17 protein-coding genes are annotated in these 21327 nt (G+C 68.4%); 15 read left to right on the forward strand and 2 right to left on the reverse strand.

Annotated elements, in window-relative coordinates:
- The first annotated feature begins 150 nt into the window (after nt 1-150).
- The 9 genes from ABD652_RS01695 (at nt 151) to ABD652_RS01735 (ending at nt 12327) form a co-directional block, all read left to right on the forward strand.
- Nucleotides 151-1752, forward strand: a complete 1602-nt coding sequence (locus ABD652_RS01695) for a peptide ABC transporter substrate-binding protein (protein WP_344717505.1) — start codon at nt 151-153, stop codon at nt 1750-1752.
- Between the two features lie 159 nt (nt 1753-1911).
- On the forward strand, nt 1912-2838 hold the full coding sequence (locus ABD652_RS01700; protein WP_344717507.1) for an ABC transporter permease: 927 nt from the start codon (nt 1912-1914) through the stop codon (nt 2836-2838).
- Nucleotides 2831-3838, forward strand: coding sequence for an ABC transporter permease (locus ABD652_RS01705; RefSeq protein WP_344717509.1), 1008 nt, complete (start codon nt 2831-2833; stop codon nt 3836-3838). Before ABD652_RS01700 ends, ABD652_RS01705 begins: the two co-directional genes overlap by 8 nt.
- 62 nt (nt 3839-3900) lie before the next feature.
- Complete coding sequence (locus ABD652_RS01710) at nt 3901-4923, forward strand: ABC transporter ATP-binding protein (RefSeq protein WP_344717511.1); 1023 nt, start codon at nt 3901-3903, stop codon at nt 4921-4923.
- Nucleotides 4910-6007: an ABC transporter ATP-binding protein gene (locus ABD652_RS01715; RefSeq protein WP_344717513.1), complete on the forward strand. Its 1098-nt coding sequence runs from the start codon at nt 4910-4912 to the stop codon at nt 6005-6007. Before ABD652_RS01710 ends, ABD652_RS01715 begins: the two co-directional genes overlap by 14 nt.
- 601 nt (nt 6008-6608) lie before the next feature.
- Nucleotides 6609-7550 carry an ABC transporter permease gene (locus ABD652_RS01720; protein ID WP_344717516.1) on the forward strand — a complete coding sequence of 314 codons (942 nt, stop codon included), beginning with the start codon at nt 6609-6611 and terminating at the stop codon, nt 7548-7550.
- Between the two features lie 79 nt (nt 7551-7629).
- Nucleotides 7630-8481 carry an ABC transporter permease gene (locus ABD652_RS01725; protein ID WP_344717518.1) on the forward strand — a complete coding sequence of 284 codons (852 nt, stop codon included), beginning with the start codon at nt 7630-7632 and terminating at the stop codon, nt 8479-8481.
- Complete coding sequence (locus tag ABD652_RS01730; protein ID WP_344717520.1) at nt 8478-10529, forward strand: ABC transporter ATP-binding protein; 2052 nt, start codon at nt 8478-8480, stop codon at nt 10527-10529. The genes ABD652_RS01725 and ABD652_RS01730 overlap by 4 nt, the downstream gene beginning before the upstream one ends.
- Nucleotides 10510-12327 carry an ABC transporter family substrate-binding protein gene (locus tag ABD652_RS01735; protein ID WP_344717522.1) on the forward strand — a complete coding sequence of 606 codons (1818 nt, stop codon included), beginning with the start codon at nt 10510-10512 and terminating at the stop codon, nt 12325-12327. The genes ABD652_RS01730 and ABD652_RS01735 overlap by 20 nt, the downstream gene beginning before the upstream one ends.
- Nucleotides 12328-12447: 120 nt before the next feature.
- Here the strand turns inward: ABD652_RS01735 and ABD652_RS01740 are convergent, their stop codons facing one another.
- Nucleotides 12448-13362, reverse strand: a complete 915-nt coding sequence (locus tag ABD652_RS01740; protein WP_344717524.1) for a LysR family transcriptional regulator — start codon at nt 13360-13362, stop codon at nt 12448-12450.
- A gap of 72 nt (nt 13363-13434) precedes the next feature.
- Between ABD652_RS01740 and ABD652_RS01745 the strand changes: the two genes are divergently transcribed.
- Entirely contained in the window at nt 13435-14460 is a 1026-nt protein-coding gene (locus ABD652_RS01745) for an EamA family transporter (protein WP_344717526.1), read from the forward strand.
- Here ABD652_RS01745 and ABD652_RS01750 read toward each other — a convergent pair.
- Nucleotides 14381-15037: a GNAT family N-acetyltransferase gene (locus tag ABD652_RS01750; protein ID WP_344717528.1), complete on the reverse strand. Its 657-nt coding sequence runs from the start codon at nt 15035-15037 to the stop codon at nt 14381-14383. The genes ABD652_RS01745 and ABD652_RS01750 overlap by 80 nt on opposite strands.
- Nucleotides 15038-15730: 693 nt before the next feature.
- Between ABD652_RS01750 and typA the strand changes: the two genes are divergently transcribed.
- From typA to ABD652_RS01775, 5 genes are all read left to right on the forward strand, one after another.
- Complete coding sequence (typA, locus tag ABD652_RS01755; protein WP_344717530.1) at nt 15731-17677, forward strand: translational GTPase TypA; 1947 nt, start codon at nt 15731-15733, stop codon at nt 17675-17677.
- Complete coding sequence (locus tag ABD652_RS01760; protein ID WP_344717532.1) at nt 17674-18204, forward strand: hypothetical protein; 531 nt, start codon at nt 17674-17676, stop codon at nt 18202-18204. Before typA ends, ABD652_RS01760 begins: the two co-directional genes overlap by 4 nt.
- Before the next feature lie 186 nt (nt 18205-18390).
- Complete coding sequence (gene fdxA, locus ABD652_RS01765) at nt 18391-18711, forward strand: ferredoxin (protein WP_010523683.1); 321 nt, start codon at nt 18391-18393, stop codon at nt 18709-18711.
- Nucleotides 18712-18728: 17 nt separating this feature from the next.
- A complete protein-coding gene (gene dapC, locus ABD652_RS01770) occupies nt 18729-19826 on the forward strand; it encodes a succinyldiaminopimelate transaminase (RefSeq protein ID WP_344717538.1) in 1098 nt (365 codons plus the stop codon).
- A gap of 186 nt (nt 19827-20012) precedes the next feature.
- Nucleotides 20013-21296 (forward strand): citrate synthase, encoded by a 1284-nt coding sequence (locus tag ABD652_RS01775; RefSeq protein WP_344717540.1) that lies wholly within the window; start codon nt 20013-20015, stop codon nt 21294-21296.
- Nucleotides 21297-21327: the final 31 nt, after the last annotated feature.

The following is a 21327-nucleotide window of genomic DNA, read 5'->3' on the forward strand; positions in this document are numbered from 1 at the left end:
GGTGACGTGGGCAACACTCCCGGGCGACTGCGAGCGTCGCTCACGTCATCCCCGTCATGGGCCCTTCTGCGAGGGCGCTGACCACGAGGATCCCGGGGCGTCGCCGGAGTGGCGCCGTCCCGCGCACCCCTGATGAGGAGACGACCGACAATGCGACACAAAGCGACCATGCGCCGCGCGGCCGTGGCCACCACAGCCGCCGCCGCGCTGACGCTGACCGCCTGCGGAGGCGGCGACGGCGGCGGCGGCGAGGCCTCCGCCGACGGCGGCACGGTGAGCATCTACAACTGCGAACCGCAGAATCTGATGCCCGGCAACTCCACCGAGGTCTGCGGCTCGAAGGTGCTCGAGCAGCTCTACACCGGTCTGACCGGGGTGGACTTCGAGACCTACGAGGCCGTCCCCGGCGTGGCCGAGGAGTGGGAGACCGAGGACAACGAGACCTGGACCTTCCATCTGGGCGAGGACTGGACCTTCCACAACGGCGACGAGATCACCGCTCAGACCTTCGTCGACACCTTCAACTGGACCGTCGACCCGGAGAACGCCCAGCAGAATGCCAGCTTCTACGACAAGATCGCCGGCTACCAGGCCCTCGTCGACGGCGAGGCCGAGGAGCTCGAGGGCGTGCGCGCCGTCGACGACTACACCCTGGAGATCGAGCTGACCGAGCCCTTCTCCCCGCTGCCGCTGATGCTCTCCTACACCGGCTTCTACCCGCTGCCGCAGGAGGCGTTCGAGGACCCGGACTCCTACGAGCAGGCGCCGGTCGGCAACGGCCAGTACCAGATGGACGGGGAGTGGGTGCACGACCAACACATCAATCTCACCCGCTATGAGGACTATGCCGGCGAGGAGGCCGGCAAGCCGGCGAACATCGAGTGGCGGATCTACGCCGACGCCGAGGCGGCCTACCTGGATGCACAGTCCGGCGAGCTGGACGTCATGGACGAGGTCACCCCGAATCACTGGGGTCAGCTGGAGGCCGACTTCGGCGACAACCAGCAGTCCTTCGAGACCTCCTCCTTCGAGTACCTCGGCTTCCCGCTGTACCAGGAGGAGTACCAGGACGTCGACGTGCGGCGGGCGCTGTCCATGGCGATCGACCGCGAGGAGATCATCGAGCAGATCTTCGACGGACAGAACGTCCCGGCCTCCGGCGTGATCCCGCCGATGATGCCCGAGTACCGGGACGACGCCTGCGACACCTGCAGCTTCGAGCCGGACCGGGCGGCCGAGCTCTACGAGGAGGCCGGCGGCCCCTCCGAGCTGACGCTGTACTTCAACTCCGGCGCCGGCCATGAGGCCTGGACCGAGGCGGTGGCCAACCAGTGGCAGGAGAACCTCGGGGTCGAGTCCGTCGAATTCGAGTCCATGGAGTTCGCTCAGTACCTGGACCTGCACGACAGTGACGAGATCACCGGCCCGTTCCGCCTGGGCTGGGTGCTGAGCTACCCCGCGACGCAGTACGCGATGGAGCCCATCTACACCACCGACCAGTCGTCGAACTACACCGGATTCTCCAACGAGGAGTTCGACCGGCTGATCGACGAGGGGAACTCCGCGACCGACCAGGACGCCGCGTCCACCGCGTATCAGGAGGCCGAGGACATCCTCATGGAGGAGATGCCGCTCATCCCGCTGTGGTTCAAGTCCTACCCGGTGGTCACCAGCGAGCGGGTCGACGACTCCTCGGTGGTCATGGACTACCGGACGTTCGTCCGCGTGGAGGACCTCGAAGTCACCGAGTGACCCTCCGTCCCTCCGTCAGGGCGCGGTCCGCGGCGCTCTTCCCGGCCTGAGTGCCGGGAGCGCGGGCCGCGCCCTGCGGCGTGCGGATCACCCGCCGCCCCTCGATCCCGTTCCTCGCCGACGGTTCCTCCCGTCGGCGGTCGCACTCCAAGGACACCTATGACCCGTTACATCATTCGGCGTCTGCTCCAGTTCATCCCCGTGGTGCTCGTCTCCACGCTGATCGTCTATGCGCTGAATTTCCTCATGCCGGGCGATCCGATCCGCGCCCTCGCCGGCGAACGGCCGATGAGCGAGGCCGCCATCGCGACGATGCGCGAGCAGTACAACCTCAACGACCCCTTCCTGGTCCAGTACGGCAAATACATCTGGGGCATCATCACCGCCGGCGACTTCGGCAGCACCTTCTCCGGCCGGCCGCTCTCCGACATCATCGCCCAGCGGCTTCCCACCACGCTGATGCTCGCGGCGGTGACCTTCGCCATCCAGGCGGTCATCGGCATCATCGCCGGCATCCTGGCCGGGCTCTACAAGGACCGCTTCATCGACCGCCTGGTGCAGGTCACCACAGTGGTCATGGTGGCGCTGCCGACGCTGGTCATCGGCTTCCTGCTGCAGCTGATCTTCGGACTGAACCTCGACTGGTTCCCGATCGCCGGCACACGAGACGGCCTGGTCAGCTACATCCTGCCCGGGATCGCCCTCGCCGCGGTGTCCACCGGCATGGCCGCCCGCATGGTGCGCGGCGAGCTCGTCGACGCGCTGCAGTCGGACTATGTGCGCACCGCCACCGCCAAAGGGCTCTCCCGGCAGCGCGTGGTGCTGAGACACGGGCTGCGCAACTCGCTGATCCCGGTGGTGACCTTCCTCGGTGCGGATCTGGCGACGCTGCTCGGCGGCACCATGGTCATCGAGACGGTGTTCAACATCCCCGGCCTCGGCGCGATGATCGTCGACTCCATCAAGGGACAGGAAGGCACCGTCGTCGTCGGCATCGTGACGCTGTTCCTGCTGTTCTTCGTGACGGTCAACCTGATCGTCGACCTGCTGTACGCCCTGCTCGACCCGAGGATCCGCTATGAGTGAGAAGACCGAACTCGACGACGCCGCGGCCCGCTCCGGAGCCACCGCCGCGGACCCGACGGCGCGGACCGCCTCGGCCCCGCCCACGGCGCGGGAGTCCACTGCGGCGGCCACTCCGGACGCTCCCGACGCCGCCGGGGGACCGGACAAGGAGGCCGAGGCCAGCCTCTGGGCCGATGCCTGGCGCTCGCTGCGACGGAATCCCTGGTTCCTCGTCTCCGGCGCGCTGCTGGTGGTTATCGTCGCCATGGCGATCGTGCCCCAGGTCTTCACCTCGGTGGACCCCGGTTCCTGCGACCTGTCGAAGAGCCGACAGGCGCCGTCGGCCCAGCATTGGTTCGGCACCGACATCCAGGGATGCGACTACTACACCCGCGTCATCCACGGAGCGCGGAACTCGATGATCGTCGGCGTCGTGGTCTCGATCGGCGTCTTCGCCGTCGCCGTCGTCGTCGGCCTGCTGGCCGGGTACTTCGGCGGGTGGATCGACGGGCTGCTCTCGCGGATCACCGACATGATCTTCGCCATCCCGTACATGCTCGGCGCTCTGGTCTTCCTGAACATCATCGACACCCGCGGACCGATCCAGGTGGCCCTGGTGCTGATGCTCTTCACCTGGCCGACGTCGGCCCGTCTGATGCGCGGCTCGGTGATGTCCGTGGTCAACTCCGAGTACGTGATGGCCGCCAAGGCGCTGGGCGCCGGACACCTGACGATCATGCGCCGGCACATCCTGCCGAACTCGCTGGGCCCGCTGATCGGCTACTCGACGGTGTTCATCGGCATCATCATCGGCGCCGAGGCCACGCTGACGTTCCTCGGCGTCGGCCTGCAGCTGCCGGCGATCTCCTGGGGTCTGCAGCTCACGGATGCGCAGAGCTACGTGACCTCCTCGCCGCATCTGCTGCTCTTCCCGGTGATCTTCGTCGGCGTGACGGTCTTCGCGTTCATGACCCTCGGTGACGCCGTCCGCGACGCCCTCGACCCGAAGTCGAAGCGTTGAGGGGAGCATCGATGGACGCCGTACAGCCCACATCCCAGAAGTCCCCTGCGAAGGACGAGACGATGACCAGCTCCTCCACCGCCGAGCCGCTGCTCGAGGTGCGCGATCTCCAGGTGGAGTTCCGCACCAAGGCCGGCACTGCCCAGGCCGTCAACGGCCTGAACGTCACGCTGCACGCCGGCGAGACGCTCGCCATCCTCGGCGAGTCCGGCTCCGGCAAATCGGTGACCGCCCAGGCGATCATGGGCATCCTGGACATGCCGCCCGGGCACATCGCCGGCGGCGAGATCCGCTACCGCGGCGAGGACCTGCTGCAGATGCCCGCCGAGCGGCGTCGCAGGCTGCGCGGGATGAGCATCTCGATGATCTTCCAGGACGCGCTGTCCTCGCTGAACCCGGTGCTGCCGGTCGGCTGGCAGATCGGCGAGATGTTCCGCGTCCATCGCGGGATGAAGCGTCGCGAGGCGCGGCAGAAGGCCGTGGAGATGATGGAGCGGGTCGGCATCCCGGCGGCGGAGAAGCGCGCCGGGGATTTCCCGCACCAGTTCTCCGGCGGCATGCGCCAGCGCATCATGATCGCGATGGCGATCGCCCTGGACCCCGATGTGCTCATCGCCGACGAGCCGACCACGGCACTGGACGTCACCGTCCAGGCCCAGGTGATGCGGCTGCTGAAACAGCTGCAGGAGGAGTTCAACATGGGACTCATCCTCATCACCCATGATCTGGGCGTGGTGGCCGACGTCGCCGACAAGATCGCGGTGATGTACGCCGGTCGGGTCATGGAGGCCTCCGACGTGTACTCGATCTACAGCAGCGCCGCGCATCCCTACACGCGCGGGCTGCTCGCCTCGATCCCGCGGGTCGACGGCGCCGACGAGCGTCTCGAGGCCATCCCAGGGCTGCCTCCGGCGCTGACCGACATGCCGCCGGGCTGCCCGTTCAGTCCGCGCTGCGCCTTCGCCACCGACCGGTGTCGCACCGAGCGGCCCGAGCTCCGCGAGATCGCCGAAGGGCACACCGCCGCGTGCCACTACGCGGAGGACTTCATCACCGCCGAGGAGGACCAGCATGAGCCTGCCTGAGACGACGTCCGCGGCCGCGGGCCGCGGAGAGGATCCGTTCGCCGACGCTGAGGTCGTCCTCGACGTGCAGAACCTGGTCAAGCACTTCCCGCTGACCCAGGGCATCGTCTTCCAGCGCAAGGTCGGGGCGGTGCAGGCCGTCGACGACGTCAGCTTCCAGCTGCGCCGGGGCGAGACGCTGGGCATCGTCGGCGAGTCCGGCTGCGGCAAGTCCACGCTGGCCAAGCTGCTGATGCGGCTGGAGGAGCCCGACGCCGGCGGGGTGTCCTTCCGCGGCGAGGACTTCCTGGCCGCGAAGGGCGAGCACCTGCGTCGGCTGCGGCGGAAGATCCAGATCATCTTCCAGGACCCGTACACCTCGCTGAATCCGCGGATGTCGGTCGGCGACATCATCGCCGAGCCGTTCTCCCTCCACCCGGAGGAGAAGCCGGCCCAGGGCGTGCGGAATCGGGTGAAGGAGCTGCTGGCCCTGGTCGGGCTGAATCCCGACCACATCAACCGCTACCCGCATCAGTTCTCCGGCGGACAGCGGCAGCGCATCGGCATCGCCCGCGGGCTGGCGCTGAACCCGGACGTCATCATCTGCGACGAGCCGGTCTCGGCGCTGGACGTCTCCGTGCAGGCTCAGGTGATGAACCTGCTCGACGACCTGCAGCAGCAGCTGGGGCTGTCCTACATCTTCATCGCCCACGACCTCTCCGTGGTGCGGCACATCGCCGACCGGGTCGGGGTGATGTACCTGGGGCGGATCGCGGAGCTGGGCACTGAGGAGGAGATCTACCGCGAGCCGTCGCATCCCTACACTCAGGCGCTGCTCTCGGCGGTGCCGGTGCCGGATCCGACGCTGCGCGGCCAGCAGGAGCAGATCGTGCTGGCCGGCGATCCGCCGAATCCGGCGGACCCGCCGTCGGGATGCCGCTTCCGCACGCGCTGCTGGAAGGCCACCGAGATCTGCATGACCCAGGAGCCGCAGCTGGTCTCCCGGCCCGGCGTCTCGCAGCTGTCGGCCTGTCACCATGCCGAACCCGACTGGGAGGTCGGGGGAGCGCCGGACGACGCGCGGTCGAACGGCGGATCGGCGTAACATCCTGTCATGAAAGACGACGCCGAGAGGGTCCCGGAGGTGACTCCGGGGCCCTCTCGGCGTATCACGGGCGTTTCGTCGCGCGGAGCAGTAGGTCGTGACGCTGATCACGGACTGTACATCGGCCGGGCGCAGGCTGGGTGGTTCGATCGGCGTGATGACGGGGAACTCTGAAAGGGATCTTGCAGAACGCGCGGCGACGGCGCTGCTGCCAGCAGGTTTCGTTGCTCGGTGTGACCTGGGTCATTGCGATCTTCGGGGTGCTGTCGGGCGGAGTGACTGGTCAGTAACGATCGGATCACGGGGTGCCGCGGCATCTTGGCGTCGCGCGGGGCGGCCGTATTCTGGTGGTTGTCCAGCCGTGGTGTTAGGTGCATCACGTCATGCAGAGCATGCGCGACGTTCCTGATCCTGCGGTCAGCAGAGGCAGTGAGGAGACCTCCATGAACAGTGCTCGGATTCCGGCGACCGTCGAAGGCATCGCGGGGCGGGCACGGCGCTGACGCCGTGATCCAGCCACGCAGCCACAGCACGACCGAGCCGAAAGACCTGGACTCCGTTGATCCGTTACCTGACACGACGCATCCTGACATGGGTCGGGATGATCTTCGTGGCGACCAACGCCACGTACTTCCTGGCCTGGGCGTATCTCGACCCGCACAGCAATTTCATGGGACATCGACCTCCGTTGACGTCGGGTGAGATCGACAACATCCTGGAGCCGCGCAATCTCGCGAGTTCTGTCCCGCTCCTCGAGCGGTGGTGGACCTGGCTCACGGACATCCTCGTGCACTGGGACTGGGGACTCAGTCCGGCCGGAGGGTCCGTCAACGAGGAGATCGCCTACCGCATCTGGGTCAGCGCCATGCTTGTCCTGGGAGCGACCGTCTTCCAGGTGCTCATCGGCGTCGCCCTGGGCGTGTTCACCGCCTCCCGCCAGTACTCGCTCCTGGACCGGCTGGGCATCGGCTCCTCGACGGTGACGATGAACATCCCGCTGCCGGTCATCGCCCTGGCTCTCGTGCTGGGCGCCATCGCGCTGAACGATGTGGTCGGCGGACATGTGCTCTACGTGACCGGCTCCGAATCACTGGGCGTCGAGGGCTTCTTCCCTGTTCTGATCGACCGGCTCCAGCATGTGCTGCTCCCGACGATCGCGATCATCTTCATCGGTTACTCGGGATACCACCTGCTTCAGCGGACGCTGCTGCTGGACAACATCAAGGCCGACTATGTGCGCACTGCCAGGGCCAAAGGGCTGACGAAGCAGCAGGCGATCCGTCGGCACGCGCTGCGGACTTCGCTGATCCCGGTCACCACCCAGGTCGCATTCCAGATCCCGGCGATCTTCACCGGAGCGGTGCTGACGGAGCAGATCTTCGCTTGGAACGGGATGGGGGAGTACTTCATCACCACTCTGGGCGACAACGACATCCACGGCGTCGTCGCCGTCGCCGCCTTCGCGGCGCTGATGACGGCGATCGGGGCCTTGATCGCTGATGTGGCCGTGGTCGCACTCGACCCGCGAGTGAGAGTGAGCTGAGATGAGCAACGTGACGACCGTCCAGGTGAGCGACCGGGTCGCCGGCGATGGGACGCGGCCACGACGGGCGCGCCGGCCGATGAGCAAGACCAAACTGTATGCACGACGGTTCATGCGGAACAAGTCGGCTGTCGCCGGTCTGACGGTGTTCGGACTCATCGTGGCCTTCGCGCTGATCGGACCGTTCTTCCAGAAGTACGACCACATCGAACTGGACTTTCTGGCGCTGAGCGAGGGCCCCAGCTCCGACCACTGGTTCGGCACGAACTCGGGCGGCAACGACCTGTTCGCCCAGGTGGTCTTCGGTCTGCAGCGGTCGTTGATGATCGCGTTGGCCGTCTCGACCGGAGCGACGGTGCTGGCAGCTCTCGTCGGGGCCTCGGCAGCCTACTTCGGCGGCAATGTGGAGAAGGTGCTCGTCGGGTTCATCCACTTCCTCATGGCCACGCCGACGTTCCTCATCGTGGCGATGATGTCCGAGGACTCCGGCGGCGATTGGCGGGTCATCTCGCTGGTGCTGATCTTCATGACCTGGTTCTTCCTGGCGCGTACCATCTGGACGCTGTCACTGTCGCTCCGCGAGCGCGAGTTCATCACAGCGTCGCGCTACATGGGCGTGCCGGGAGGGCTGATCGTGCTGCGTCACATGGTGCCGAACATCGCCTCGCTGTTGATCGTCAACTGGACGCTCGGGGTCATCCAGGCCGTCCAGATGGAGACCGCCCTGTCCTTCCTCGGCTTCGGCGTCAAGCTCCCGGACGTGTCGCTGGGCTCGCTGATCCGCGTCGGGGCCGACACGATCACCAGTTCTCCGTGGCTGTTCTATTTCCCCGCAGCCGTCCTCACACTCTTGACGGTGTCCTTGGCGCTCATCTCCGACGGGCTCCGTGACGCCTTCGACCCGACGTCCGGCGCAGGAGGCCGTGCATGACTTCCTCTCTCCTCTCAGTCCAGGACCTGACGGTGAGCTTCCCGTCCGAGGCCGGGCGCGTCGATGCCGTGCGCGGCATCTCCTTCGAGCTGAAGCCGGGCCAGACCCTCGGGATCGTCGGCGAGTCGGGCTCTGGAAAGTCCGTCACCTCGATGGCTGTCATGGGCCTGCTGGACGACAACGCGACCGTCGGCGGATCCATCACCTTCGATGGTCAGGAGCTCGTCGGGAGATCGGACAAGGAGCTCTCGCAGCTGCGCGGATCCGGGATCTCGATGATCTTCCAGGATCCGCTGACCGCACTCACGCCGGTCTACACCGTCGGCGACCAGATCATCGAGGCCCTGAAGAGTCATCAGAAGATCTCCACGCAGGCCGCCTGGGACCGTGCCGTCGAGCTGCTGCAGCTCGTGGGCATCCCGAATGCGACCGCGAGGCTGAAGTCGTTCCCGCACGAGTTCTCCGGAGGTATGCGACAGCGCGTGGTGATCGCCATCGCGATGGCCAACGACCCGCAGGTCATCATCGCCGATGAGCCGACCACCGCCCTCGACGTGACCATCCAGGCACAGATACTGGACCTGCTGAAGACCGCTCAGCGGGAGACCGGTGCGGCGGTCATCATGATCACCCACGACCTCGGCGTCGTGGCCGACGTCGCTGATGACGTGATGGTCATGTACGCCGGCCGGGCGATCGAGAAGGCCCCGGCCGATGTGCTCTTCGGAGATCCGCGCATGCCCTATACCCTCGGGCTGCTCGGTGCCGTGCCGCGGGTGGACAAGCAGGAGAAGCAGCCGCTGGTGCCGGTGACAGGCAATCCGCCGATGCTCATCGACCTTCCTGACGCCTGTCCTTTCGCGGACCGGTGCCCCATCGTCCAGGAGGCCTGCCGGCAGGGCGAGCCGGTGCTGACCGACGTCGAAGGTCGGCCCGGCCATCAGGCCGCCTGTCGCCGCGCTGAGGAGATCGCGGCCGGAGCGGTCGACGGCGCCCCCGTCTTCCCGGTGCCTGAAGCCGTCGAAGGGCAGCTCGAGAGCGTCCCCCGCGACCGGCGACAGGTGACGCTCGATGTCGAGAACCTGGCGAAGACGTTCCCGCTGATGAAGGGCTCGCTGCTGAAACGCAAGGTCGGCGAGGTGAAAGCGGTCAAAGGGCTGACCTTCGACATCCGCGAGGGCGAGACGCTGGCGATCGTCGGAGAGTCCGGATGTGGGAAATCGACCACGTTGCTGCAGATCATGGATATGGTCACGCTCGACCACGGCCGGATGGAGATCGCTGGGACGAATGTCGCGACGGTGACGAACCGGCGTCAAGAGCGCGAGCTGCGGCGGGACATCCAGATCGTCTTCCAGGACCCGATGGGGTCCCTGGACCCGCGCATGACCGTCTACGAACTCATCTCCGAGCCACTGCGCAGCTTCGGTGTGAAGGGCCAGGAGGCGGCGGAGCGAGTCGAGGAGCTCATGGAGCTGGTCGGGCTCGACCCGGCGCACAGCGATCGATTCCCGACCGCCTTCTCCGGCGGTCAGCGCCAGCGCATCGCCATCGCCCGCGCACTGTCCACCGAGCCGAAGGTGCTGGTGCTCGATGAGCCGGTCTCGGCGCTGGACGTGTCGATCCAGGCGGACGTGATCAACCTGCTGCAGGAGCTGCAGGCCAGGCTGGGGCTGTCTTACCTCTTCGTCGCCCATGACCTCTCCGTGGTCCGGCACCTCGCGCACCGCGTGGCAGTCATGTACCTGGGGAGCTTCGTCGAGGAGGGCGACGTCGACCCCGTCTTCGATGATCCCCAGCACCCCTACACGCGGGCGCTGCTCTCTGCGGTGCCCGTGCCCGACCCCGCTGTCGAGAGGGCCCGCGAACGCGTGGTGCTCGCCGGCGATCTGCCGAGTCCCACGGAGGACATCTCGGGTTGCGCCTTCGCGAGTCGTTGTCCGCTGTATCAGACGCTCAACGCTGCGGATCAGGTGCGATGCACGAGCGAAGTCCCGCGTCTGACGGGAGAGACAGGTATGCACACGAATGCCTGCCACTACCGGTGACGCGTCTACGAAGATCACTCATCCCCATGCCGACAGGCACGAAAGGAGAAACACCATGATGAGGAAGACGAAAGGCACGATCGCCATCACCGGCGTCCTCGCGCTGACTCTGGCTGGCTGCGGCGGAGGCGACGGCGGCTCCGACTCCGATGGCGGCACCTCGGGCAGTTCAGAGGTCGAGCAGGCGGACTACAACCCGCAGCCGCGCGAGAATCTCCAGCAGGGAGGTTCTGCGACCTTCCCGATCAGCGAGATCCCAGAGCAGATGAACCCGAACCACGCTCAGGGGTCCGCCAACACGTCCCGGATCTGGACTTGGTACAACCCGCAGATGGTCCTGATGTCGCCGGAGGGAGAGGCGAAGCCGAACCCTGCTTATCTCGAGGACATCACCACAGAGGTCGTGGACGGGAAGACTGTGGTCACCTATACGATCAACCCGGACGCTCAGTGGAATGACGGCACGCCGATGACTTGGGTCTCGTATGAGAATGCCTGGAAGGCACAGAGCGGGGAGAACGAGGAGTATCAGCCCAGCTCGACCGACGGCTACAGCAAGATCGAATCCGTCGAACAGGGCGAGGACGAGCGTCAGGCCGTGGTGACGTTCGAGACCGAGTATCCCTGGACCGAGGGACTCTTCTGGAATCTCATGCATCCGGAGATCGACACGCCGGAAAAGTTCAACAACGCCTATATCGAGGAGCCGAACCCCGAGTATGGGGCCGGGCCGTACAAAGTCGACTCATTCGACGCGAACGGCGGCACGCTGACCTTCGTGCCGAACGACGGCTGGTGGGGCGATGCACCGATGCTGGATCAGGTCGTCTTCCGCCAGCTCGAGCCGACTGCGTCGATCAACGCCTTCAAGTCCGGGGAAGTCGACATGACGGGTACAGGGACCAAGGATCGGCTGGCCCAGGTCGAGGACATGGAGGGCGTGACCACCTACCGCTCCGTGGCTCCGCAGAACAACCTGTTCACCATCAACGCGACGCGCGACAAGTTCTCAGACTTGGAGGTCCGCAAGGCGATGATGATGGGCATCGATCGTGAGCAGCTGAAGCAGGTTGCCTTCGACGGGCTCGACTACGAGGAGGAACCGGCCGGTTCCTTCAACCTCTACACCTTCCAGGAGGGGTACGTGAACGCCTTCGAGGATGCCGGACTGGAACACAACCCAGAGGAAGCCAACTCATTGCTTGAAGAGGCTGGCTGGACCGAGGGCGAGGACGGCATCCGTTCCAAGGACGGCACGCGTCTGACGGCCACGCTGCCACTCTTCGGCGATGACCCCGTCGCCAAGACTCGGGCGCGCGCCATGCAGCAGCAGATGAAGGAGATCGGCGTCGAGGTGGAGATCGACCCGCGTGCCGCCGCCGACTTCTCCGAGGATTACACAGGCCAGAACTGGGACATCTTCACACTGCGATTCACCAGCTCCGATCCCTACGGCGTGGCCTACATGTGCCAGGTGTACTGCACGGGCTCCGGCCTGAACCTCTCCGGCACCGGCTCGGAGGAGCTGGACGAGCAGATCGAGGAGGTCCAGACACTGCCGACGGCGGAGGAACAGATCTCCGAAGGCATGGATCTGGAATCCGAGGTGGTGGAGAAGACCTGGGGCATCATGCCGCTGTACAACGGCCCGTCCATCATGACGGCGAAGGATGGACTGGCAAATCTGACGCCTGAGCCCTATACCGGTCTCGACCTCTTCGGCGTCACGCCGGTCGAGGACGTCGGATGGGAGAAGGACAGCGCCGGTGCCTCGGAGACCGGCTCTGAGGAGAGCTGACCAGACCGGAGCGGCCTGACTCGGTCTGAACTGAGGCAGCGCGACGGCGACGCGCGGCGGGAGGATCTCGATCCTCCCGCCGCTTCGCTGTGCCGCGGCACCAGTTCCGGCCGCGCGTCCTCACGCCCCGTCGCCGTGCCGGCCCTCGGCCTCGGCGCCGGCGTCGTGCAGCGCCTCGATCACCCGGCGCACGGCGAGGCGTTCGGCCCGGTCGGGGCGCATGATCGCGCTGATGTGCCGCCGGGCGTCGACGTCGGCCAGCGGTCGCAGCGTCGTCGTCGCAGTCATCGGCGAGGTGAATCGGGGCAGCAGCGCCAGTCCCGAGCCGTCGGCGACCAGCGCCTCCATCAGGCGGTTGTCCCGCAGCCGCTGCAGGATCTGCAGTTCGGCACCTGCGGCGCGGGCGATCTCCTGCAGGACGGTGTCGAAGGGGTAGTCGCGCGGCACCCCGTACCAGGGATATGCCGCGGCCTGCGCGGCGGTGACCGTCTCGGCGGCGGCCAGCGGATGATCGGCGGCGACGGCGACGTCGATCGGTTCGCGCGCCAGCGGCACCACGGTCAGCCCCTCGGTGCCCGCCGGGCGCGGGCCGCTGAGGCTGTGGGCGACGACGACGTCGTGGTCGAGGGTCAGCTCGGCGAACTGGGCCTCGGCGATGTCGGCGTCGTGGCAGACCACCTCGATGCCCTCGGCGTGCGCGGCGCGCAGCGTCCGGGGCAGCAGCACTGCCGCCGCGCTGGGCAGCATCGCCAGTCCCACCGTCCCGGTCGGATGCGCGCGGAAGGCATCCCAGCGCGCCTGGGCGGCGGCGATCGCCGTGCCGACCTCCGCGCCCGCCTCGGCCAGCACCCGGCCGGCGTCAGTCAGTCGGAGTCCGCGACCCTGGTGCTCGACCAGCGCCATCCCGGCCTGCCGCTGGGCGGCCTTGAGCTGCTGGGAGACCGCCGAGACGGTGCGATGCGTGGCCTCGGCGACGGCGGTGATGCTGCCGCGGTCGGCCAGCTCGCGGAGCAGGTCCAGATGGCGCACGTCCATGAAGTCAGGCTACAGCGATGATGCAGGAGAATTCGATAGTGCTTCATCGCCCGGGGTGAGCAGACTGGAGTCATGCCGCTCCGCCACCGCCTCCTCGCTCTGCTGGTCGCCGTCCTCTGGGGCCTGAACTTCCTGGCCATCGACGCCTCGCTGGGTCATTTCCCGCCGTTCTTCCTCGTCGCGCTGCGCTTCACCCTGCTGGCGATCCCGACGCTGCTGCTCGTCCCGCGCCCGGACGTGCCCTGGCGCTGGCTCATCGGCTACGGACTCGGCTTCGGCACCTTCCAGTTCCTCTTCCTCTACGCCGGCATGGCCGCCGGGCTGCCGGCCGGCATCGCCTCGCTGGTGCTGCAGGCCTCGGCCCCGGCGACGCTGGTCCTCGGGGCGGTGCTGCTGCGCGAGCGCGTCCGCGGGGTGCAGATCGCCGGCATCGTCGTCGCCGTCGTCGGGCTGATCGTCGTCGGGATCCAGCGCGCCGAGCTCAGCGGGGCGCTGCCCTTCCTGCTCGTCGTCGCCGGTGCGCTGAGCTGGTCGGTGGGCAACCTCTGCAACCGGAAGGCGGCCGCCGCGGAACCGATGCGTTTCGCGATGTGGATGTCGATCGTGCCGCCGCTGCCGATGCTGCTGCTCTCGCTGGTCGTCGAAGGACCGGAGACGATCCTCGACTCGCTGGCCGCGGCGGCGACGCCCGAGGCCGTTCCGGCGCTGCTCGGGCTGCTCTACACCGTGGTGCTGGGCACAGTCGTCGCCTCCGGGATCTGGAACAGGCTGATGGCCCGACACCCGGCCGGAGTGGTCTCGCCGTTCTCGATGCTGGTCCCGGTCGTCGGGATGAGTGCGGCCTGGATCGTGCTGGGGGAGCGGGTCACCGCGCCGGAGCTGCTGGGCGGGGCGCTGGTGGTCGGCGGCGTGCTGCTGGGCAGCCGCCGGAGTCTGCCGATGCCGGGCCGACGGCGGCCGGCCGGCGCGCATCCGACCGCCGTGAGTCCGGCCGATGCGGCGACGACGGGAGGCGCGGTCAGTCCGCAGACGGTGCCTGGCCCCACGGCAGCAGCCGGGTCGACGGAGCCGGATCGTCCCGCAGCCGCCCGTAGGTGACGACGTCGACGCGCTCGCCGTCGACCAGGAACTTGCCGCGCTCCAGCCCTTCCCGGACGAATCCGGCCGCGCGGGCGACGATGCCGGAGATCGGGTTGTCCGCCCGATGGCCCAGCTCCAGCCGCTCCAGGCCGGTCACCGGCCGGTCACCGTCGAGCGCCGGCGTCGTCGTCGGCGGGAGCGCCTCGTCGACGGGAGCCGAGAGCGCGTGGTGCGCCGTCGTCGCCGCGGCGGCGGAGGCCAGCCCGCGGCCGCGGTGCTCCGGGCGGACCCAGTAGAACAGCCAGCCGCGCCGGTCCTCGGCGGTGATGCGCAGTCCGACGACGCCGACTGCGACGCCGTCGACGTCGATCGCCGCGGCATGCCGGCCGCGGGAGGCGTCGGTCACGTGCAGCACGTACGCCCGCGCGGACTCGAGGCCGTCGACGTCGCCCTGCCGGGCCATCTGCGGATCGGCGGCGAAGGCCTGCCGGACCGCTTCGGCGTCGGGGAGGCGCAGCGGCCGCAGACCGGCTCCGTCGAACGGGTCGGGCGTCCTGGGGCGGGACATGGGGCCGGAGGTGGGAGCCGCGGGCATGGGGCCACTGTATCCGGCGGGGCGCCGGGCCCTCCGACGCTGGGCCTACTGATGCCGGTCCTTCCGACGCCGGGGCCCGGTCGACGTCCCGCTGCTGACCGACGAGACCGTCGTCGACGCGTTCACCACCGGTCCGCCCGGGCCGAGACCTCGTGCACCGCTCCGCCTCGTCGAGTTCTCCGGACCTCCTCCAACTGGACGGGGCCTATGAAACAGGACGGGGCGGATCGGCGACCCCGCCCAGTTCGACGGGGAGAACTGGTCGATCGGGCGGACAGCGCTCCGCCCTGGCCCCGAGACCTCGTGCACCGCTCCGCCTCGTCGAGTTTTCCGGACCTCCTCCAACTGGACGGGGCCGATGAAAATGGACGGGGTGGATCGGCGACCCCGCCCAGTTGGACGGGGAGAACTGGGCGGCCGGGCTGACGGAGCACGACCCCGCCCAGTTGGACGGGGAGAACTGGGCGATCGGGCGGACAGCGCTCCGCCCCGCCCAACTGGACGGGGAGAACTGGCCCGCCGGCCGGCGCCCCGAACACCCGCCCGCAGCCTCTGCACGCCGCCCGGTACGGCGCTGGCCCGGCGGACCAGTAGACTGGGACATGCTGATGCCCGCACCGCTGCGGGGCGACGTCGTCGTCCCGGTCCGTCGTGCTGGCCGAACACCCCTTTCTGGAAGGTACGCACTCCACCATGACCATCACCGCCGCCCGCGCCCACCTCGGCTCTGACGAGCGCCGGGATCTGCGCAACGTCGCGATCGTCGCCCACGTCGACCACGGCAAGACCACCCTCGTCGACGCCATGCTGTCCCAGACGAAGGCGGTCGGAGGCCACGGCGACGTCGAGGACCGCGTCATGGACTCCGGCGAGCTGGAGAAGGAGCGCGGCATCACGATTCTGGCCAAGAACACCACCGTGTTCTACTCCGGGCCGCATGCCCAGGAGGACGCCGGGGTCGACAAGGTCACCATCAACGTCATCGACACCCCCGGCCACGCCGACTTCGGCGGCGAGGTCGAGCGCGGCCTGTCCATGGTCGACGGCGTGGTCCTCCTCGTCGACGCCTCGGAGGGCCCGCTGCCGCAGACCCGCTTCGTGCTGCGCAAGGCGCTCGCCGCCCAGCTGCCGGTGCTGCTGGTGGTGAACAAGACCGACCGGCCCGACGCGCGCATCTCCGGCGTCGTCTCCGACTCGCAGGACCTGCTGCTGGGCCTGGCCTCGGACATCGCCGAGGAGGACTCGAGCATCGACCTGGACACGGTGCTGGACGTGCCGGTCGTCTACGCCTCCGGCAAGGCCGGCCGCGCCTCGCTCGAGCAGCCCGAGGACGGCGGCCTGCCGCAGAACGAGGACCTCGAGCCGCTGTTCTCGGCGATCCTGCGCCACGTCCCGGCCCCGCGCTACGACGCCGAGCAGATCCTGCAGGCCCACGTCACCAACCTCGACGCCTCGCCCTTCCTGGGGCGGCTGGCGCTGCTGCGCGTCTTCAACGGCACGCTGCGCAAGAACCAGCTGGTCTCCTGGGTCCGCAAGGACGGCTCCCACAAGACCGTCAAGATCACCGAGCTGCTCATCACCGAGGGGCTCGAGCGCGTCCCCGCCGAGGAGGCCGGACCGGGCGACATCGTCGCCGTCGCCGGCATCCCGGACATCATGATCGGCGAGACGCTCACCGACCCGGAGAACCCGCAGGCGCTGCCGGACATCGTCGTCGACGACCCGGCGATCTCGATGACCGTCGGCATCAACACCTCGCCGATGGCCGGCCGCGTCAAGGGCGCGAAGGTCACCGCCCGGCAGGTCAAGGACCGCCTGGAGAAGGAGCTCATCGGCAACGTCTCGCTGAAGGTCCTGGACACCGACCGTCCCGACACCTGGGAGGTCCAGGGACGCGGCGAGCTCGCGCTGGCGGTGCTCATCGAGCAGATGCGCCGCGAGGGCTTCGAGCTGACCATCGGCAAGCCCAAGGTCCTCACCCGGGAGATCGACGGGGTGATGCAGGAGCCGATGGAGCACATGATCATCGACGCCCCCGAGGAGTACATGGGTGCGATCACCCAGCTGCTGGCCGGGCGCAAGGGCATCATGGAGACGATGAGCAACACCGGCACCGGCTGGATCCGCATGGAGTTCCGCGTGCCCGCCCGCGGCCTGATCGCCTTCCGCACCAAGTTCCTCACCGAGACCCGCGGCGCGGGCATCGCCTCCTCCTACGCCGACGGCTTCGAGCCGTGGAAGGGCGACATCGAGTACCGCATCTCCGGCTCGCTGGTGTCCGACCGCGCCGGCACGGCCACTCCGTTCGCGATGATCAACATCCAGGAGCGCGGCACCTTCTTCATCGACCCGACGGACGAGGTCTACGAGGGCATGGTCGTCGGCGAGAACTCGCGCAACGAGGACATGGAGATCAACGTCACCAAGGAGAAGAAGCTCACCAACATGCGCTCCGCGGGCTCGGACAGCTTCGAGGGGCTGACTCCGCCGGCGAAGCTCACGCTGGAGGAGTCGCTGGAGTTCGCCAACGAGGACGAGTGCGTGGAGGTCACTCCCGAGGCGGTGCGCATCCGCAAGGTGGTGCTGGACTCCTCCGAGCGCAGCAAGCAGTCCCGGAAGAAGAAGAGCGCGTCCCAGTGACGACGACGGCGCGTCCGCGCCGCGGCTTCCGCCCGGTGCTGATGGGTCTGGCCGTCGGCATCGGCGCGGTGCTCGGCGTGCTGGGCACTGCCCTGCACGCCGGGATCTGGGTCGTCGGCGAGACGCAGGGCGGCCTGGTGATCCCCTGGGGCGCGGCCCTGGCCCTGCTGATCTGCCTGCTGGCCCAGCTGTGGATCGGCCTGCGGGCGGACTCCGTCGTGGAGTCGACGACGATGGGGGCGGTGACCTTCTCGCTGGTCACAGTCACCATGGTCTGGCCCGGGGCCGATCAGCTGGCCGTGCCCTACAGCGCCGAGGCGATGGAGGCCCTGCCGGGCCCGACGATCGCCTCGCTGGTCTGGTGGTTCGGCTCGGCGGGGATCACCTTCGTCAGCATGCTGGCGGTGCGCTGGCTGATCGCCCGCGAGCCGCTGCCCGCCGAGGGGCCGGAGACCGGCTCCGATGCCGGCTCCGACGCCCGCGCCGGCGTCGGCGCCGGGTCCGGCGAGTCTGTGACGCGACCATGACCCCCGGTCAGGACATCGGGGCCGGTGCTCGGTAGACTGGGGGCACCGGCCGTCCGAGGACGTCGCCCCCGTCGCGCTCGACGCCGGGCCGGTCGGAGAGCACCCCGAGAAGCACAGCTGGTCGCCTCGCCCACGACCGGCCGATCCCGTGTCGCCGTCGGCGGCTGAGGAGAGACAGAGGAGTCCATGACTTACATCATCGCCCTTCCCTGTGTGGACCTGAAGGACAAGGCCTGCATCGAGGAATGCCCGGTGGACTGCATCTATGAGGGCGAGCGCTCGCTCTACATCCATCCCGACGAGTGCGTCGACTGCGGCGCCTGCGAGCCGGTGTGCCCGGTGGAGGCCATCTACTACGAGGACGACGTCCCGGACGAGTGGCAGGAGTACTACCGCGCCAACGTCGAGTTCTTCGACGACGTCGGCTCGCCGGGCGGCGCCGCGAAGGTCGGGATGATCGAGAAGGACCACGAGGTCATCACCGCGCTGCCGCCGCAGGAACACTGAGGACGGCCGGCGCGCGCATGCTGACCCTCCCCGAATACCCGTGGGACGCCATGGTCCCGTATCGCGAGCGGGCCCGACGGCATCCCGACGGCGTCGTGGACCTGTCCATCGGCACGCCGGTGGACCCCACGCCGCCGGTGGTCCGCGAGGCGCTGGCGGCCGCCGCCGACGCTCCCGGCTATCCGACCACGCACGGCCGCCGCGAGCTCCGCGAGGCGGTCGCCGGCTGGTTCGCCCGACGGCGCGGCGTCGCCGACCTCGACCCGGAGGCGGTGATGCCGACGATCGGCTCCAAGGAGCTGGTCGCCTGGCTGCCGACGCTGCTGGGCCTCGGCGCCGGCGACGTCGTGCTGCGTCCGCAGGTGGCGTATCCGACCTATGACATCGGCGCGCAGATCGCCGGGGCCGAGGCGGTCGCCGCCGAGGATCCGACGACGCTGGACGAGGAGACGCTGGCCCGGGTGAAGCTGATCTGGGTCAACTCGCCGTCGAACCCCACCGGGGAGGTGAAGACCGCCGAGCAGCTGCGCGCGATCGTCGAGCTGGCCCGGCGCCTCGGCGCCGTCGTCGCCTCCGACGAGTGCTACGCGGAGCTGCCCTGGACCGTCGACGAGGTCCCCTCGATCCTGGACCCGCGGGTCTGCGGGGGAGACCGTCGCGGACTGCTGGCGGTCTACTCGGCGTCGAAGCAGTCGAACCTCGCCGGCTACCGGGCGGCGTTCGTCGCCGGCTGCGGGGAGCTGATCGCCGGACTGATCAACACCCGCAAGCATGCCGGGATGATCATGCCGGCCCCGGTGCAGGAAGCGCTGCGCGTCGCGCTGACCGACGACGACCACGTCGCCGCCCAGCGGGAGATCTATCGTCGACGTCGGGAGAAGCTGCTCGGTGCGGTGGAGTCGCGGGGGCTGCAGGTGACCGGCTCGCAGGCCGGGCTCTACCTGTGGTGCGCCGACGGCTCCTCGGACACCTGGGAGATCGTCTCCTCGCTGGCCGACGAGGGGATCGTCGTCGGCCCCGGAGTCTTCTACGGCGATCACGGAGCCGGGCACGTCCGGGTGGCGCTCACCGCCGCCGACGAGCGCGTCGACGCCGCCGTCGACCGCTTGGGCTGACCGGCCCGCGGCAGCCCCGCGGGGTGGGCGTGCGGCGCCTCGATCCCCGCTGTGCCGGGCCGGACCAGAGCGTCCGGTGCGGCAGACCATCACCGACCATCGATGCTGTGCACGAACTGGCCCACGAGGTGACGACCAGGTAGGTTAGCTGTGTCGCCAGATGAGTGTGCCCGACAAGGAGACCGCATGACAGAGCAGTCACCAGCTCGTCTGATCCACGACGATCAGAACCTCGAGCTTCCGGTGAAGGCCGCCGTGGAGGGGAACGACGGCTACGAGATCGCCCCGCTGCGCGGCACGACCGGCAACGTCACCTATGACCCCGGTTTCATGAACACCGCGAACACCACCTCCGCGATCACCTATATCGACGGGGACGCGGGGATCCTGCGGTACCGCGGCTATCCGATCGAGCAGCTGGCCGAGCACTCGAACTTCCTCGAGGTCTCCTACCTGCTCATCCACGGCGAGCTCCCCACCGCCGACCAGCTGAGCGCCTTCGACAACGTCACCCGTCGGCACACGCTGCTGCACGAGGAGCTGAAGGACTTCTTCGGCGGCTTCCCGCGGGACGCCCACCCGATGCCGGTGCTCTCCTCCGCGGTCTCGGCGCTGTCGACCTATTACCCGGACTCGCTCGACCCCTACGACGCCGAGCACGTCGAGCGCTCGACCTACCGGCTGCTGGCGAAGGTCCCGACCATCGCCTCCTACGCCTACAAGAAGTCCATCGGCCAGCCGATGCTCTACCCGGACAACAACCTCACGCTGGTGGAGAACTTCCTCCGCGGCTGCTTCGGCGTGCCGGCCGAGCCCTACGAGCTGGACCCGGACCTGGTGAAGGCCCTGGACACGCTGCTGATCCTGCACGCCGACCACGAGCAGAACTGCTCGACGTCGACGGTGCGGCTGGTCGGCTCGGCCCAGGCGAACATGTTCGCCTCCATCTCCGCCGGCGTCAACGCGCTCTACGGTCCCGCGCACGGCGGCGCCAACGAGGCGGTGCTGAAGATGCTGCGGCAGATCCAGGGCGGAGACATCACCCCGGAGACCTTCATGGAGAAGGTCAAGAACAAGGAGGACGGCGTCCGCCTGATGGGCTTCGGCCACCGGGTCTACAAGAACTACGACCCGCGCGCCCGCGTGGTGAAGGGCATCGCCGACGACGTGCTGGCCAAGCTCGGCGGCGACGACGAGCTCTTCGAGATCGCCCAGCGGCTGGAGCAGAAGGCGCTGGAGGACGACTACTTCATCGAGCGGAAGCTCTACCCGAACGTGGACTTCTACACCGGGCTGATCTACAAGGCCATGGGCTTCCCGGAGAAGATGTTCACCGTGCTCTTCGCCCTGGGCCGGCTGCCCGGCTGGATCGCCCAGTGGCGGGAGATGATCCAGGACCCGTCGACGAAGATCGGGCGTCCGCGCCAGATCTACACCGGCGCGACCGAGCGGCACTACCCGGGGGTCTGAGGGCCGCTGAGCTCGATCCCCGCGACGCCCC

It is taken from the genome of Nesterenkonia halobia (assembly GCF_039536005.1).
Classification (GTDB): Bacteria; Actinomycetota; Actinomycetes; order Actinomycetales; family Micrococcaceae; genus Nesterenkonia; species Nesterenkonia halobia.

Bases quoted from the DNA above. Each gene is read 5' to 3' on its own strand.
- ABD652_RS01695 (WP_344717505.1), top strand. From the start codon at position 151: ATGCGACACAAAGCGACCATGCGCCGCGCGGCCGTGGCCACCACAGCC.
- ABD652_RS01700 (WP_344717507.1), top strand. From the start codon at position 1,912: ATGACCCGTTACATCATTCGGCGTCTGCTCCAGTTCATCCCCGTGGTG.
- ABD652_RS01705 (WP_344717509.1), top strand. From the start codon at position 2,831: ATGAGTGAGAAGACCGAACTCGACGACGCCGCGGCCCGCTCCGGAGCC.
- ABD652_RS01710 (WP_344717511.1), top strand. From the start codon at position 3,901: ATGACCAGCTCCTCCACCGCCGAGCCGCTGCTCGAGGTGCGCGATCTC.
- ABD652_RS01715 (WP_344717513.1), top strand. From the start codon at position 4,910: ATGAGCCTGCCTGAGACGACGTCCGCGGCCGCGGGCCGCGGAGAGGAT.
- ABD652_RS01720 (WP_344717516.1), top strand. From the start codon at position 6,609: ATGATCTTCGTGGCGACCAACGCCACGTACTTCCTGGCCTGGGCGTAT.
- ABD652_RS01725 (WP_344717518.1), top strand. From the start codon at position 7,630: ATGAGCAAGACCAAACTGTATGCACGACGGTTCATGCGGAACAAGTCG.
- ABD652_RS01730 (WP_344717520.1), top strand. From the start codon at position 8,478: ATGACTTCCTCTCTCCTCTCAGTCCAGGACCTGACGGTGAGCTTCCCG.
- ABD652_RS01735 (WP_344717522.1), top strand. From the start codon at position 10,510: ATGCCTGCCACTACCGGTGACGCGTCTACGAAGATCACTCATCCCCAT.
- ABD652_RS01740 (WP_344717524.1), bottom strand. From the start codon at position 13,362: ATGGACGTGCGCCATCTGGACCTGCTCCGCGAGCTGGCCGACCGCGGC.
- ABD652_RS01745 (WP_344717526.1), top strand. From the start codon at position 13,435: ATGCCGCTCCGCCACCGCCTCCTCGCTCTGCTGGTCGCCGTCCTCTGG.
- ABD652_RS01750 (WP_344717528.1), bottom strand. From the start codon at position 15,037: ATGCCCGCGGCTCCCACCTCCGGCCCCATGTCCCGCCCCAGGACGCCC.
- typA (WP_344717530.1), top strand. From the start codon at position 15,731: ATGACCATCACCGCCGCCCGCGCCCACCTCGGCTCTGACGAGCGCCGG.
- fdxA (WP_010523683.1), top strand. From the start codon at position 18,391: ATGACTTACATCATCGCCCTTCCCTGTGTGGACCTGAAGGACAAGGCC.
- dapC (WP_344717538.1), top strand. From the start codon at position 18,729: ATGCTGACCCTCCCCGAATACCCGTGGGACGCCATGGTCCCGTATCGC.
- ABD652_RS01775 (WP_344717540.1), top strand. From the start codon at position 20,013: ATGACAGAGCAGTCACCAGCTCGTCTGATCCACGACGATCAGAACCTC.